General features: G+C 68.8%; 11 protein-coding genes. 7 read left to right on the top strand and 4 right to left on the bottom strand.

Features of this window, described 5'->3' with window-relative positions; genetic code table 11:
- Positions 1-61 precede the first annotated feature (61 nt).
- The gene (locus tag GTH33_RS15595) at positions 62-1,735 is read left to right on the top strand and encodes an FAD-dependent oxidoreductase (RefSeq protein ID WP_163959181.1); all 1,674 of its coding nucleotides are present in this window, start codon (positions 62-64) and stop codon (positions 1,733-1,735) included.
- A complete protein-coding gene (locus tag GTH33_RS15590) occupies positions 1,732-2,667 on the top strand; it encodes an NAD-dependent epimerase/dehydratase family protein (RefSeq protein WP_163959180.1) in 936 nt (311 codons plus the stop codon). The genes GTH33_RS15595 and GTH33_RS15590 overlap by 4 nt, the downstream gene beginning before the upstream one ends.
- Here the strand turns inward: GTH33_RS15590 and GTH33_RS15585 are convergent.
- From GTH33_RS15585 to GTH33_RS15570, 4 genes are read right to left on the bottom strand one after another with little or no spacing between them, the layout of a single operon-like run.
- A complete protein-coding gene (locus GTH33_RS15585) occupies positions 2,628-3,956 on the bottom strand; it encodes a lipopolysaccharide biosynthesis protein (protein WP_163959179.1) in 1,329 nt (442 codons plus the stop codon). The two genes, GTH33_RS15590 and GTH33_RS15585, sit on opposite strands and share 40 nt — an antisense overlap.
- On the bottom strand, positions 3,946-5,598 hold the full coding sequence (locus GTH33_RS15580) for a glycoside hydrolase family 44 protein (protein WP_163959178.1): 1,653 nt from the start codon (positions 5,596-5,598) through the stop codon (positions 3,946-3,948). The genes GTH33_RS15585 and GTH33_RS15580 overlap by 11 nt, the downstream gene beginning before the upstream one ends.
- Positions 5,595-6,896, bottom strand: a complete 1,302-nt coding sequence (locus GTH33_RS15575) for a hypothetical protein (RefSeq protein ID WP_243848127.1) — start codon at positions 6,894-6,896, stop codon at positions 5,595-5,597. Before GTH33_RS15575 ends, GTH33_RS15580 begins: the two co-directional genes overlap by 4 nt.
- Before the next feature lies 1 nt (position 6,897).
- The gene (locus GTH33_RS15570) at positions 6,898-7,644 is read right to left on the bottom strand and encodes a polysaccharide biosynthesis/export family protein (RefSeq protein ID WP_243848126.1); all 747 of its coding nucleotides are present in this window, start codon (positions 7,642-7,644) and stop codon (positions 6,898-6,900) included.
- Between the two features lie 141 nt (positions 7,645-7,785).
- Between GTH33_RS15570 and GTH33_RS15565 the strand changes: the two genes are divergently transcribed.
- From GTH33_RS15565 to GTH33_RS15545, 5 genes are all read left to right on the top strand, one after another.
- On the top strand, positions 7,786-9,831 hold the full coding sequence (locus tag GTH33_RS15565) for a GumC family protein (RefSeq protein WP_163959177.1): 2,046 nt from the start codon (positions 7,786-7,788) through the stop codon (positions 9,829-9,831).
- Between the two features lie 16 nt (positions 9,832-9,847).
- On the top strand, positions 9,848-11,530 hold the full coding sequence (locus GTH33_RS15560; protein WP_212592673.1) for a DUF6311 domain-containing protein: 1,683 nt from the start codon (positions 9,848-9,850) through the stop codon (positions 11,528-11,530).
- Positions 11,531-11,620: 90 nt separating this feature from the next.
- Entirely contained in the window at positions 11,621-12,403 is a 783-nt protein-coding gene (locus GTH33_RS15555) for an enoyl-CoA hydratase-related protein (RefSeq protein ID WP_163959175.1), read from the top strand.
- Between the two features lie 92 nt (positions 12,404-12,495).
- Positions 12,496-13,971 (top strand): efflux transporter outer membrane subunit, encoded by a 1,476-nt coding sequence (locus GTH33_RS15550; protein WP_163959174.1) that lies wholly within the window; start codon positions 12,496-12,498, stop codon positions 13,969-13,971.
- Positions 13,971-15,365 (top strand): efflux RND transporter periplasmic adaptor subunit, encoded by a 1,395-nt coding sequence (locus GTH33_RS15545; RefSeq protein WP_163959173.1) that lies wholly within the window; start codon positions 13,971-13,973, stop codon positions 15,363-15,365. Before GTH33_RS15550 ends, GTH33_RS15545 begins: the two co-directional genes overlap by 1 nt.
- Positions 15,366-15,372: the final 7 nt, after the last annotated feature.

Below are 15,372 nucleotides of genomic sequence, written 5' to 3'. Positions count from 1 at the left end.
GCACCCGGCGACGATGCGGCGCATTAACCCTCGTGCAGCGCTTTGCTGCTAATCGCGGCGCGTGATCATCGATAGCAAAGAGCTGGACGACGGCGCTACGCTGCGCGCCGATATCTGCATCGTGGGCGGCGGCGCGGTGGGGATCGCCATGGCACTCGCGCTTGCGGGCAAGGGCCGCGACGTGCTGCTGGTCGAGGCGGGCGGCACCGTGCGCGAGGATGCGATCCAGAAGGCGTATCGCGGCACCGTCGTCGACCCGGCGCTGCACAGCCCGCTGATCGATTATCGCGAACGCCGGCTCGGCGGCACGACCACGATCTGGGGCGGGCGCTGCATGCCGCTGGACCCGATCGACTTCACACGGCGCGCATGGATTCCCGCGAGCGGCTGGCCGATCGATGCCGACACGCTGGCACCATATTACCCCGCGGCCAACCGCCTCTGCGAGGCGGGAGCATTCGACTATCGCGCCGACAGCGCCCTTCGCGCCGGCGCGCGGGCGATGATCGGCGGTTTTGCCGGCACCGCGTACACGACCGATCGCCTTGAGCGATTCAGCTGCCCGACCGACTTCGGCACGCGGTATCGTGAGCGGCTGGCGGCGGCACGCGACGTCCGCGTCGTGCTGAAGGCGGCAGTACAGGCGATCGGGCTCGATCCCGCCGGGCAGCGCGTCGCGACACTGACGCTGCGGGACCCGGCGGGCCGGACCTTCACGGTGACCGCGGGCGATGTGGTGCTGGGCGCTGGCGGGCTGGAGACGACGCGGCTGTTGCTGGCGAGCCGCGACGTGCATCCACACGGCATCGGCAATCATCACGACGTGCTCGGCCGCTATTATATGAGCCATCTCGCCGGGACGATCGGGACGGTGCACTTCGCCGATCCGGACCGCGTCTGGCATGGTTACGATGTCGCCGAAGACGGCACCTATTGCCGCCGGCGACTGGCGCTGGGCGAGGACGCGCAGCGCGACCATCGCATCGGCAATTTCGTGGCGCGGCTGCACCACCCGCGCATCGCCGATCCCGGACATCGCACGGGCGTGTTGTCGGCGCTGTTCCTCGGGCGAATGCTGGTGCCGCGGCTGTATCGCCAGCGGCTGGCGGGCAGCGGCGGTAATGGCCTGCGCGACACGGTGGAGCATGCGATCAACGTCGCCCGCCAGCCGTCGGCGGTCGCCCGGTTCGCCTGGCAGGCGCTGGTCGATCGCCGGCTTGCCGAGCGTAAATTCCCGTCGATCGTCGTCGTGCCGCGCAGTGGGCGATACAGCCTGGATTTCCACGCCGAGCAGGAACCGCAGCACGCGAGCCGCGTGTATCTGGGGACCGAGCGCGATGCGTGGGGCATGCCGCGGCTGGTGGCGGACTGGCGCTATTCCGCGGGCGACGTCACCACGGTGAAGACCGCGCTCGCCCTGCTCGCCGAGGATCTGGCGCGGGGGGGCTGTGGCCGGTTCGACTATGATCCCGATGAGGTCGAGCGCGAGATGACGCGCTACGGCGCCTATCCCGGACATCACATCGGCTTGGTCCGGATGGGGGACGATCCGCGCCATAGCATGGTCGATCCGGATTGCCGGATTCACGGCATCGCCAACCTGTACATCGCGGGGGCTGCGGTATTCCCGACGTCCAGTCAGGCCAATCCGACGCTGACCGCGGTCGCACTGGCGCTGCGCCTTGCCGACCGGCTGCTGGCGAAACCCTGTCGTGAAGCGGGAGCCGTGACATGATGCGCGTTCTGGTATTGGGCGCCGACGGGTTCGTCGGACGCCGGGCGATCGCGGCGCTGGCGGCGAGCGATTGGGCGACGCCGATCGCCGGCAGCCGCCGCGTCCGCGAGGGCACCGGGGTCGCTCGCATCGCGGTCGACGCCACCGACCGGCAAGCGCTGGCATCGGCGCTCGACGGCATCGACGCGGTCGTCAATTGCGTCGGCGGCAACGCGTCGGTGATCCGCCGCAATGCCGAGGCGCTGTTCGCCGCAGCGGGATCGCGACGGATCGTCCACCTCAGTTCGATGGCGGTCTATGGCAGCGCCACCGGCACGATCACCGAAAGCGCGCCATTGCTCGCGGACACCGGCAGTTACGCCACGGCGAAGGCGGCGGCGGAACGCTTGGCGGCGGATACCGATACGGTCCTGCTGCGCCCCGGCTGCATCTATGGCGCGGGCAGCGTCCAATGGTCCTGCGCGATCACGGCGCTGCTCGCCCGTCGTCGCATCGGTGACCTTGGCCGGCGGGGCGATGGCTACAGCAACCTCGTCCATGTCGACGATGTCGCGCGCGCCATCGTCGCCGCGTTGCGTAGCGATAGTGCCGGCGCGGCCTATAATTTGGCGATGGCGGATGCGCCCGACTGGAACGCCTATTTCCTGGCGGTCGCGCGGGCAAACGGACTGGTCCCGGTGCGGCGCGTGCCGGCGTGGCAATTGCGCGGCGAAACGACGATGCTCGCCATCCCGCTCGGACTCGCCCGGCGGGCGACGCGGCAGGCGCCGCCGCCGATCCCGGCGTGGCTGGCGACCCTGTGGCAGCGCGACATCCGGCTCGACCCGACGCGGGCCGAGCGCGAATTGGGCATGCGCTGGACCCCGCTCGCCGCCGGCGTCGCCGAGGCGGCTCAGGCGGTCAGCGTCCGCCGCCCCGTCAGCGAAGCGTAGAGCGCGCCGAGCGGCACGAAGCCGAGCTGCCGCTGCGCCACGATCGTCCCGCCGATCGCATTGACCAGCATCGTCGCCGCCGTGGCAATGGCGGCTCCATCCGCGCCCAGGCCCGGCACGAAGCAGACCAGCCCGGCGATCAGCGTGACGAACGCCAGTGCGTTGATCCGCAGCAACGACCGCGCATAGCCGGTCATGCCGAGCAGTTCGGGGGTCGTCGTCGTCAGCGTCGCCGCCAGCTGGCCGACCAGCAGGATGCGCAACGTCGATGCGGCCGGCGCAAAATGTGCCCCGAACAGCTTCAGGATGCGCGCCGGCTCCAGCGTCACCAGCAGGATCGGCAAGATCGCCAGCGCGAGCGCGAAACCGATCGCGCGGCTCGCCTCGCGACGCAGTCCGGCGTGGTCGCCGAGCATGTAGAGCCGGGCGAAGCGCGGCGAGACCATCGATGCGACGCCGCTGACGAACATGTAGATTACCAGCACGACCCGCCATGCGATCGCATACAGGCCGACTGCGTCGGTCGACGACAAGGCGCCGATAACGAAGGGCGGCGCGGCGCTGATGAGCAATTGCACCAGTTCCATGCTGAACAGCGAGAGGCCGGTGGTCAGCAGCGGTCCGTGGGCAGGCGCGGCGGCGCCACCCTGCGCCGGTGCGGCCGGCAAATGGCGGAACAGCAGCATGCCGCCGATCAGCATCGCCATCGTCATGCCGAATCCGACTGCGAGCAGCGCCAGATGGACGTCCAGCGGCAGGAAGAATGCGGCGATGCAGAACATCCCCGGCCATAGCCAGGTGTAGACGATCTGGCTTTCGGTGACGCGGTGCAACCCGGCAAGGGCGCCCGCGACCACGCTCGACAGGTTGAGCGGGACGATCGTCAGCGCGCCGAGCAGGAACAGCGGCGTCATCGCCGGCTTGTGCATGACCAGCGCGGCGATCGGCCATGCCGCCGCCGCGGTCAGGGCCGACAGAGCCAGCGACAGCGCGAGCACGATCAGCGTCGCCCGCTTCAGCGCCGCGCGCGCGGTCGCGACGTCGCCATGCGCCAGTGCCCGCGCCATTTCGCGGGTGAGGGCGCGATCGACGCCCAGCCGCCCCAGCCCGGAGGCGAGCGACATCGTGCCGAACACGATGTAGAAGGCGCCGACCTGATCCAGCGGCAGCCGCAGCGCGATCATCAGGTGCATGCCGTATCGGCACGGGATGTCGATCAGCCGTGTCGCGGTGGTGACCATCGATCCGCCGTGACGGGAGCGCAGGCGGCCGAGGGCATCAGCGATCATCGGGGTGCATTTCGAACAGGGTGATGCTTTGCGCGGGCAGTTGCACGTCGAGCGTGCCGCCGGCAAAGCGGGAAGGGGGCAGGGGGACGAGGCGCCCGTCGATGACGCGCATGCCGGTGACCCGGCCGTGCGCGGCGAAGCGGGCGAGTGTCAGCGATACCGCCTTCGCATCCGCCATCGTCTTGTTGATCGCCACGACGGTGAGTGCGCCGTCGCTGGCGCGCAACGCGCCGAATGCGGCGACGGTATCCGGATCGGGCGCGCGGGTCGCGACACTGGTTTCGCCGAAACCGGCGCCCCGCCCGTCGGCGTTGCGGAACAGCTTCATCGCCAGATAGGCGGGGCTGCCGGTCGGCGGTGTCATCCACCGCGCCGCCATCGCCAGCCCTTCGCGGCCGAAGATGCCGAGTACGTCGGCCTGCGCCGTCGCGCCGTTCATGTGCTGTGCCGCGCCCCAGTCATATTCGGTGATCGCGACCGGTGTGCCGGCACGATAATAGGTCGACACCCAGTCGCGCAGCCGCGGGATCAGCGCGACGGTGTCGGCGATCCAGTTGGTGTCGCGATAGCTGCGATCCCACAGCAGCCGTGTCGAACGGTTGCGGAGCGCCTGCATCGCCGACGAGACGTCGTCATGGCCATCGCCGCGAAATTCGCCGCCCTGAGGATAGAAATGGACGCTGACGACATCGACCGGAAACCCGGCCGCGCGCCAGCCGGTCAGCAGCCATGGCAGCAGGTCCATGCCACCGGTCTGGCTGGTGCGATCGGGCAGCGCGTCATAGCCCTTCGCATCGCCCCATTGCTGGTCGAAACCGCTGTAGCGATATTCCCCCCAGCCCCACGCCTCCGGCGCCATGATCCGGGCGGTGGGATCGACCGACTTGACCATGCGCGCATAAGCGATCGTCCGTTGCAGCTGCTCGCGCGCATGCAAGCCAACGGGGAGGACGTCGCGGTGGATGTCGTGCCACCGCGTGGTCTCGTTATCCATCGCGTAATAGCGGATGCCGCCCTGCGCGGCCGGGCCGAAACGGGCGACGAGGCCCCGGATCCAGGCGCGGGTGTCGGTGATCGGCACCGGATGGGCGGCGTCGTGTGGGTCGTTGCCGGTGATCGGCCGGCCGTCGGGTCGCACGCCGTTGCCCGCATCGGGCAGGCCGGCGCGGTCGACCGCGGCCTGCGGACCGTAGCGCGCGACGGAAAACGCCGCCCGCTTGCCGCCATCGGCAGCCAGCGTAGCGGCCCAGCCGGTCATTGGCACGGTGACGATCGGTTCGGCGCCCCCGGCCTTTGCCTCGACCACGAAGCGTGCGCCATATTGCGCGGCATCGTCCGCGGCGATCGGCAGGCTTTCGAAAAACCAGTCGCGGCCCGCGCCCCGCGCCTCGGTACGCCAGTCGTATAGCGATGCGCTGTTGCCGCCGGACCGGTCGAGCGCGAGCTTCAGGTCGCGCGCGGCTTCGGGGCTGGCGAAGCTGGAGCCGTAGATCAGCGGGCTGATCGCATGCCGGTCGGCGCCCGCGTCGATGGCGATCCGCACCGGTCCGTTCGCCGAGGCCTTGCCGCCGATCCACGCCCCGACCGACAGCGGTAGCGCGGCGAACAGTATCGCAATTGCGACGCGACGCTGCCGGGTCATGCCGCCACCTGTCGGGTCGCTGATGGTGCGCGCAATTGTTCGAGCCGATAGACGCCGATGGCGATCAGCATGGTCAATTCGCCGGGGGCCATCGTCATCGGGAACATCTCCGAAATCAGGATGGCATAGACCAGATAGTCCTGCAGCGCTGCCATGAACGGATCGTCGCGCCATTGCCGCACGGCCCGGAATATCCACACGCCGCGGACCGGGATCGCCAGGATCAGTACCGCGCCGATGATGCCGAATTCGAACAGCACGCCCATCCAGGTGATGTCGGCGAGAAAGAAGAAGTGGTTGAAATAGGTCATCATGCCCGCTGGATCGATCGGGCTGATCGTGCCGACACCGAAGATCCAGCGCAGCGGATTTGTCCCCAGGAACGCGATCGCCTTCACCGTGGATATCCAGCGCACGTCGAAGGCGAAGGCTTTGTCGGTGCTGAAGATCGATGCCATGTACGGGACCGAGAACAGCGCGCCGAGCGCGAAGGGGATCAGCGCGATCAGTACCATCTTCATCCGCGGGCTCGCGGCGATGAAGATGTTGATCGCCGCCATCAGCGCCATGCCGAGGACGAAGGTCCGCATCCGCACCAGCGAGAACACCAGCATGAATCCCGCCGCCCAGGCGAGCAGCCAACCCGGCTTCCAGCCATCGAGAAAGCGGCGATAGGCATAGAGGATGCCGATCAGCCCGAAGAACATTGGCAGGCGGATGCGGTTGCCGCGGCTGTCGGCGGCGAGCAGCGGCGAATCGCCGGCGACGTAATGTTCGCTGTAGGCGGATTGCGGTGCCAGCGCCCAGATCGCGATCAGCAGGACGAAGGTGATGAGCGCGCAGATGACGAAGCTGGTTGTCAGTTCCTCGAGCGTCGGGCGTGTCCAGCGGAGCAGCGCCAAGAAGGAAAAGGCGTAGAGGATCGGCAGCAGCTTCACCTGAGCGGCGATGGCCACGAAAAAGGTCTGCTGGAACGTCACCAGCGAGATGAAGGTCGGGACCAGCAGCAGCCAGACGAACGTCACCAGCAGCTGTCGTCCGCCAAGCGGTCGTTCGCCCGCGAACAGTAGCAGGCACAGCGGCAACGACAGGATCGGAAAGGCTTTCGACAATGCCCATAGCGGCGGCAGCATCTTCACATAGTGAAAGCTCTGGCCGAACAGCGGCAGCACCGCGACGAGCAATGCGACCCGCGTCCAGCGCACGTCGATCGCCCGCAGCCGCGCGAACAGGCCGCCGCGCAGGAAACCGCCGCCGCCCGTGCGTGCGCGCGACCCGGAAGCGGCGACGCTGGCCATGCTAGCGCGTGACCACCGCGTTGTTGCCAAGACTGTAGTTCAGGCTGCGGCTGAACGGCAGCAGCTTGTTGATATGCTGGTCTATCCAAAGGTCCGCCTCGGCGATCGACGAGCGCGGTACGAAGACGATGTCCTGTGGGTGCAAAGCGATGCCGGTCGCCTCGCCATGTTTGGTGTAGCGCCGCAGGTCGGCGTGGCGCTGGACGATCGTCCCCTCCGGCGTGCGGTGGATCACCACGATCTGCCGCGTCTTCGCCGTGTCGAGCATGCCGCCGGCGGTGATGACCGCCTGCATCGGGTCCATCGCCTGGGTCAGCTTGATCGCGCCGGGCTGGCGCACTTCGCCGCCGACGTAGATCACCGCGCCATATTGGCGGATCGCCACCGTCGGCCGGGCATCCTCGACGACGCCCTGACGGCGCAGGTCGGTCGAGATGAGGGCCGCGACCTCGTCGATCGTGCGGCCTTCCAGCGGGATGTTGCCGACCAGCGGCATCGCGAAGCGACCGTCCGGGCCGACCGGGCCGGCATGGTCGAGTTCGGCGTTGTAGGGGAAGGTGACCGCGATCTCGTCGCCCGGCGCGATGCGATAGGCATCGTTCGCCGGCTGCGGCACCGCGGCGGCCTGCGGCGGTGCCATGGCGGCGGTGACCGGCGATTCCGCGCAGCCCTGCGCCAGCCAGGCCGCCGCCAACAGCGCCGCCGCCGCCCTGCCTCGCATCCGACCGATCCGTCCCGGTAACGCCATCGCCGCCTCGTTCCTGTTCGCCGACCCATGCGATCGGCGCTGCGGCAGTTGGTAGCGGGCAAGCCTTAATGGAACGGTAAGTGCGCCGCGCCATAAGACGGGACGACATCATATCCCATCCACCTTCCAGATCGGCAGTGCATGCTCGACTTCACCACGTCCGCACAGGCTCTGGAGCCGCCGCCCGCACGGGCGCAGTTCGCCCTGCGCGACCTGCTGAACGGGTTGTTCTATTATCGCCGGGTGGCGCTGATCGTCGCGGGCGTGATCGTGGCGCTCGGCGTCCTCGCGGCCGTGCTGATGCCCGCCAATTATAGTGCGGAGGCGCGGCTGCTGCCGCTCAGCACCGGCATCTACGACATGCAGGATGCCGGCGGCGCGCCGCAGCCGGGACAGGTGCTCGACCCTGCCGCCGTCGCCAATGTCGAATTGCAGATGCTCGGCAGCCTCGAACTGCATCGCTCCGTCGTTCGCGCGCAGCTGCCGCAAAACGCCTCGACGGCCGACGTCAACGCCGCGTTGGAGCGATTCGAATCGCATCTGCACGTCACCAAGGCGAACGATGCCAACGTGATCGAGCTGACCTATACGGCGCGCGATCCGCGGCAGGCGGCGGACACGTTGCACCAGCTCATCACCCGCTATTTCGAAACCCGCGCCAACGTCCTTACCTCGGGCCGCGTGGCATTCCTCGAACAGCAGCGCGATGCGATCCGCCGCCAGCTCGACGCGGCCAATGCCAAGATCGTCACCTATCAACGCGACAACGGCATCGTCGACATCGCCGCGCAGGTCGCCGGTGCGGTCGCGCAGGACGATCTGTTGCGGAAGAACAAGCTGGATGCGGATGCATCGCTCGCCGATGCCAGCCGCAGCCTAACCTCGCTGCGCGCCGATACCCGCGGCATCCCCGCCAACGTCGAACTCTACAGCGACAATACCGAAGCCGCGCGGGCGCTCGGCGAGATGCAGGCATCGCTGCTGACGCTTCAGGCGAAGCGCGCCGACCTCGCCTCGCGCTTCATGAAGGGGTCGCCGCAGGTTACCCAGATCGACCGCCAGATCGCCAACGTGCAGACGACGATCGACCAGCAGAAGCGGACGCTGGTGCAGACGCGCCGGACCGGGCGCAACCAGTTGTTCGATACGACGCGCGACCGGATGGTGCAGACGCAGGCGAGCGTCGCCGGTACGCAGGCGCGGGGCGCGGCGCTCGCGGCGCAACTGGCGGCATCCAAGGCGCGGCTCGACCAGCTGAACGGGATCAGCGACCAGCTGACCGCGATGAAGCTGGAGCGCGACGTGCTGTCCGACAGCTACAAGTCGCTGGCGGGACAGGTCGGCCAGGCGCGCGTGCAGCTCAATCAGGCATCCGATGCTGGCAGTCCCAGCGTCCGTATCATCGAGGCGCCGACGCCGCCGGCCAAGCGCAACAATCCGCCGCTGCTGCTGATCGCGGGCAGCATCGTCGCAGCGATCCTGATCGCCGGTACCACCGTGTTCGTGCTCGGCAGCATGCGCGAAGTGTTCCTGTCGCCGATCGAGGTCGAACGCGCGCTGGACGTCACCGTCCTGTCGGCGCCGTTGCCGCCGGTCGACGGCATGCCGTCGCTGGAGCACCGGGACTATAGCCGGATGATCGGGGTGCTCGATGCCATCGGCGGGAACGCGGGACGTGCCGTGCTGCTGGTCGCTCCCACATCGAAGATGAGCCTGCAGGACGCGGCGCTCGGCCTGGGGCGGGCGATCGGTCGGCGCAGTCGCGGCAGCGTCATCCTGATCCGCTTTGCCGACAACGGCGACCTGCCGCCCGACGCGGGGCAATTGCACATCCAGCAGTTCGAAGGGATGGCGACCGGCGTCATCAGCACGGCGGCGTGTTCCGGACAGCGGCTGGATACCCGGCTGATCGCGGAACTCAAGACGCGCTACGCCTATGTGATCGTCACTGCGCCGCCGGTTGCCGAAGGGTTCGAAGGGATCGAACTCGCCCTGTCGGTCGATGCCGTCGTGCCGGTGATCGAGGCGGAAGCGACACGTCGCCCGGTGGCGCGCAACATGCTGACCCAGTTGCGCGATGCCGGCGCTCACGTGCTGGGCGCGGTGCTGCTCGGTCGCAAATCGCATATCCCGCAATGGGTGTATCGCCTGGTGATCGAGCGCAATCTGCGACCGATCCGCGCGTAGCCGGACCGCGGGCACGATGCTCGGCCCCGCCCGCGTCCGGCGACGGCGCGTTGCCCGGACGCAAGCCGTCGACGATGCATCGTCGCGCGTGGCGCTCCGGTTCGTCACCCCCGTCCTGCTGCTGACTTTGCCATTGTTGCTGTTCGTGTCGCTGTTTCATCCGGCGACGCTGGATATCGGCAACGCCGGTTGGCTGCTGGACGGAAGCGATGCGGGCGAGAATGCACTGGGCGCGCATGCCTATTGGCACGATCACGCAGCGGGCGCGTCACTGAGGACCACCCTGCTGAACGCACCCGAAGGGGTGCCGGTGCTGTTTACCGACAGCAATCCGCTGGTGACGCTGGTCGCCAAGCCGTTCGCCGCTTGGCTGCCGGCTGATGCGCAGCTGGTCGGACCGTTCATCCTGTTGAGCCTGATCCTGCAGACGCTGTTCACATGGCTGCTGCTGCGGCGGCATGCGCCCGGCCGGATCGCGCTGTGGGCAGGCGTGGTGCTGCTCGCCTTCCCGCCGACGCTGATGAACCGGGCCGGCCATGTCAACCTGATGGCGCATTGGACGATCCTGGCGGCGCTGTACCTGTTCCTCGACACACGGCGTCATGCGCGATGGCCTTGGTGGGCGGCGTTGATCGCCGTGTCCGCATTGACCCACAGCTATTTGCTGATCCTGGTCGGTGCCATCTGGGCCTCGGCGATCCTGTCGCAATGGGTCGACGGGCGGCCCGGTCGGCGCCCGGCGATACTGGCGCAGGTCGCGGGGATGCTGGCGCTTGGGGGTATGCTCGCGTGGTGGCTGGGGGTCGGAGGGCAGGCGGCCACCGGCTATTTCGGCCGCTTTTCGATGCCGCTCGATGCACTGTGGAATCCGGGTGCCGAAGCGTCGACGCGCCTGATCCGCGGGCATGAAGCGAGCCCCGGCCGCGGTTTCGAGGGATTCCAGTATCTGGGAGCGGGCGGCTTGTTGTTGGTCGCCGCGGCGCTGGGCGTCGCGCGATATCGGCCGTCGCGGGAGGGTGAAAGGGTTGCGGGTGAACGGTTGCGGGTGCTCGTGCCGGCGCTGGTCGCGCTGGCGGTGCTGGCCATCGCCCGGTTGCCGTTGCCGCCGGCGCTGCTGACCTGGCTGGACCCGGTTCGCGCATCGGGCAGATTGTTCTGGCCGGTCGGCTATGTGCTGATCCTGATGGCGGTGCTCGCCGTGTTCCGCCTGTCCGCGCACCGGGCGGCGGCCATGCTGCTCGCGGTCGTCGCGATACAGGCGATCGACCTGTCCGGCATGGTCGCCGCGATCCGGGCGCGTAGCCAGGCGGCATCCGCATACCGGTTGTATACGCGTACGACCGATCCACGCTGGGACCAGCTTATCGCACGATCGCGCGCGGTCGTGTTCCTGCCCGGCGACGTCACCCGCGATCTGGAACTGTTCCAGGAGGTTGCGTGGCGCGCCATCGATGCCGGTCGACCGGTCGCCAACGTCTATGCTGCCCGCAACAGTCGCGTATCGCTGCACCGGCTGGCGGCGGAGGAAGCCGCGCTGGCGCGCGCCAGCATCGATCGGAATCGCCTTTACATCCTGCTGCCCGGCGCGCGCATACCGGCCAGCCTGGTATCGCGGATCGAGCGGGTCGACGGCGTGGACCTCATCGCTCCGGGGCTGGCCGCGGCGCGCGCGCAAAACGCTGGCGCCGTCGTGCGCTAGACCATAAGACCCGGCTATCGCGCATCCCGCAGGGGGCGCCAAACCATGCAGGTCCGGCTCCGGCACGCTGCGCGGCAGAGGGGAGAGGCCATGACCTACCAGCACATTCTCGAAGAGCCGGTGGGCGATGTCCTCGTGCTGACGCTGAACCGCCCGGACCGGCTCAATGCGGCACCGCCGGCGCTGTTCGACGAACTGCGCGCCGCCCTTGGCGATCTGAACGGCGCGCGGGCGGTGCTGATCGCAGGATCCGGTCGCGCATTCTGTTCGGGGGCGGATGTCGCGGGCGGCGCGCTTGGCAGCGACAATCCCGGTGATACCACCTATGCGGCGCTCACCGAACACTACAACCCGGCGATGCGCGCGATCGCCGAACTGGACGTGCCGGTGGTCAGTGCGGTGCGTGGTCCGGCCGCGGGCATCGGTTGCAGCCTCGCGCTGGCGGCCGATTTCTGCGTGGCGAGCGACACCGCCTATTTCCTGCAGGCGTTCGTCAACATCGGGCTGGTGCCCGACGGCGGCGCATCGTGGATGCTGCCACGGCTGATCGGGCGGGCGCGGGCTGCCGAAATGATGATGCTCGGCGAGCGCGTGGCGGCCGCCAGGGCGCTGGACTGGGGCATGATCCACAAGGTCGTCCCCGACGAGGCGCTGGACGGGGAGGCGCTGGCGCTGGCAGCGCGGCTTGCCGCAGGACCGACCATGGCATTGGGTCTGATGCGCCGGGCGCTCGGACAAGCATTGGAAACCGACTATGCCACCGCGATGACGGCGGAGGCGCAGGCGCAGCGCGCCGCGCGCGGATCGGCGGATTCGATGGAGGGCGGCATGGCGTTCCTGCAGAAGCGCAAGCCGAACTTCACCGGTCGGTAGGGAGCGGATATGGCCCTGCCGTTATGTCGGGAAGACAAATTGCGACAGAAAATCGCTGGACGTCGCCGGGTGTGTTGACCACACACCACGCCATGCGTGTTCCTGCACTCCTGCTGTTCACCGCGGCGCTCGCCGGCTGCACCGTCGGACCCGATTATCGCCCCAAGGGGGCAGCGGAGCTGGGCGTGCCGACGGGCTTCTCGGTTCCCGCGCAGCAGACGCCCGAGGATATCACCCGCTGGTGGTCGAACTTCGACGATCCGGTGCTGGGCCAGCTGGTCGAGCAGGCGCGGGTGGCCAACACCGACGTCGCGCAGGCGGTGGCGCGGTTGCGCCAGGCGCGCGAGGCGCTGGTGCAGAGCAGGGCGACGCTGTTGCCGACGCTGTCCGGTTCGGCGGGCTATCAGCGCAACGAGAATTTGCGTGGCGGCGGCCGGTCCTTCACGCTGCCCGATGGCACGGTCGTGGATACCGGCGGCGGCGGGACCAACAACTTTTCCGCAGGTCTGTCCGCCAGCTATCAGGTCGGCCTGTTCGGCGAGATCCGCCGCACCGTCGAAGCCAGCCGCGCGCAATATGAGGCGAGCGGGTTCGACTATGCCACCGTGCTGCTGACCGTGGAGAGCGAGGTCGCGCGCAATTACGTGCTCGCCCGCGCCTATCAGGCGCAGCTGGCCAATGCGCGCGCCAGCCTGGGTATCCAGGACGACAATCTGGAGATCGCCGGATTCCGGGTGCAGGCGGGACTGGTGTCGTCGGTCGATGCCGAACAGGCACGCGCCCAGCGTGCGCAGACCGCCGCGACGGTGCCGCAGATCGAGCAGCAATATGCCGCATCGGTCGCGCGGCTGGGCGTGCTGACCGGTCAGGCGCCGGGGGCGCTGCGCACCGCGCTGGCGATCGCGAAACCGATCCCCAGGGGGCCGGCGACGGTCGGCGTCGGCATCCCCGCGGACACGCTGCGCCGCCGTCCCGACGTGCGGGCGGCGGAACGGACGCTGGCAGCCGCGACGGCGCAGATCGGCGTCGCCAAGGCGCAATTGTATCCGGCGCTGGCGATCACCGGCAACATCAACACCAACGCGACCAGCATCGGCGATATCGGCAACGCGATCACCGGCGGCCTGTTCGCCGGGTTGACGCAGGCGATCTTCAACGGCGGCCGGTTGCGCAGCCAGGTACGATCGAACGAGGCTGCCGCCGATGCCGCGCTCGCCAGCTATCGCGGCACGGTGTTGACCGCGCTGGAGGATGTCGAAAACGCCATCGTGGCGCTGGATACCGCGCGCCAGCGCGAGACGCAGTTCGCCATCGCCTTCGACGCCGCCAACGCTTCCGCGATCCTCAGCCGCAGCCAGTATCGCAGCGGGCTGACCGACTTCACGACGCTGAACCAGCAGGAGGCGGCGCTGCTCTCCGCCCGCAACGGCCTGGTCCAGGCGCGATCGGATCAGGCGACGGCGCTGATCGCACTCTACGACGCGCTCGGCGGCGGCTGGGACGCGAGCGTCATCCCCCAGGCGCCGGACCGCGGCGCGACCCAACCTTCCGAGGGCGAGACCCGCTGATGGCCGACGAACAGATCGACGATTTCCTGGGCGTGAAGCCGGTGCCGGCATGGCGCCGCTATCTGAAATGGGTGTTCGTCGCGATCGGCGTGGTGCTGCTCGCGCTGCTGCTGAAGAGCTGTTTCGGGCCGCAGGCGGAGGCGGGTTTCTCGACGCAGGCGGCAGAACGCGGCAATCTGACGGTGACGGTGTCGGCGACCGGCAAGCTGGCGCCGACCAATCAGGTGACGGTGGGTTCGCAGCTGTCGGGGCTCGTCACCAAGGTGGTGGTCGACGTCAACGACCGCGTCACGGCGGGCCAGCCGCTGGCACTGATCGATCCCGAACAGATCGAGGACCAGATCCGCCAGCAACAGGCGCAGATCGCCGCCAATCGTGCCCAGGTGAACCAGGCGCAGGCGACCGTCGCGGAAAGCCGCGCGCAGCTGTCGCGGCTGGAAGAGGTGTACAAGCTGTCCAACGGCCGGGTGCCGTCGGGGACCGAGTTGCAGGCCGGGCGTGCCGATTACCAGCGGAGCGTCGCCGCGCTGAAGGTCGCGCAGGCGAACGTCACCGCGGCGCAGGCGGCGCTGGCGCAGAGCCAGACGCAGCGCGCGCGTGCGATCATCCGCTCGCCGGTCAACGGCGTGGTGCTGGCCCGACAGATCGATCCGGGCGCAACCGTTGCGGCCTCGTTCAACACCCCGACGCTGTTCGTGATCGCCGAGGATCTCAGCAAGATGAAGCTGGAGGTGGCGATCGACGAGGCCGACGTCGGCGAGGTGAAGGTCGGCCAGAAGGCGAACTTCACCGTCGATGCCTTTCCGGGGCGGACGTTCCCGGCGGAGATCACGCGCGTCGATCTGGGGTCGAACCTGACCGTCAGTTCGGCGAGTTCCACCACGACGACGACCACGACGGCGACGACCGGTCAGGTGGTGAGCTATGCCGCCGACCTGACGGTCGCCAATCCCTCGCTGCAATTGCGTCCGGGCATGACCGCGACCGCCGACATCGTGACGTCGGACCGACAGAACGTGTTGCTGGTGCCCAATGCGGCACTGCGCTTCAAACCGACCGCGGCGGGGGCGTCGGGCGGGTCGAGCGGGGGCATCGCCGGATCGCTGACCTTCCGCCCCCGGCGCGACCGGCCGGAGCGGACCGCCAAGCTGGCGCGCGGCGCGAACCAGACGGTCTACATCAAGGATGCCGAGGGCAAGCCGCAGCCGGTGCAGGTGACGACCGGCGACAGCAACGGCACGATGACCGAGGTGCTGGCTGGCGATCTGAAGCCGGGGCAGCAGGTGATCACCGGCCAGTTGGCGACGGGCAGCGACGGCGCGGCGGGCGGCGGGCGGCGGAGCGGTGGCGGTGCCGGCGGCGCGCGGCGGCAGGGTGCGGCCGGTGGCCAGTAAGGCCGGT

It is taken from the genome of Sphingomonas insulae (genome assembly GCF_010450875.1).
GTDB lineage: Bacteria > Pseudomonadota > Alphaproteobacteria > Sphingomonadales > Sphingomonadaceae > Sphingomonas > Sphingomonas insulae.
Note: the sequence above shows the minus strand (reverse complement) of the source record. Positions and strands in the feature narration are given on the sequence as shown.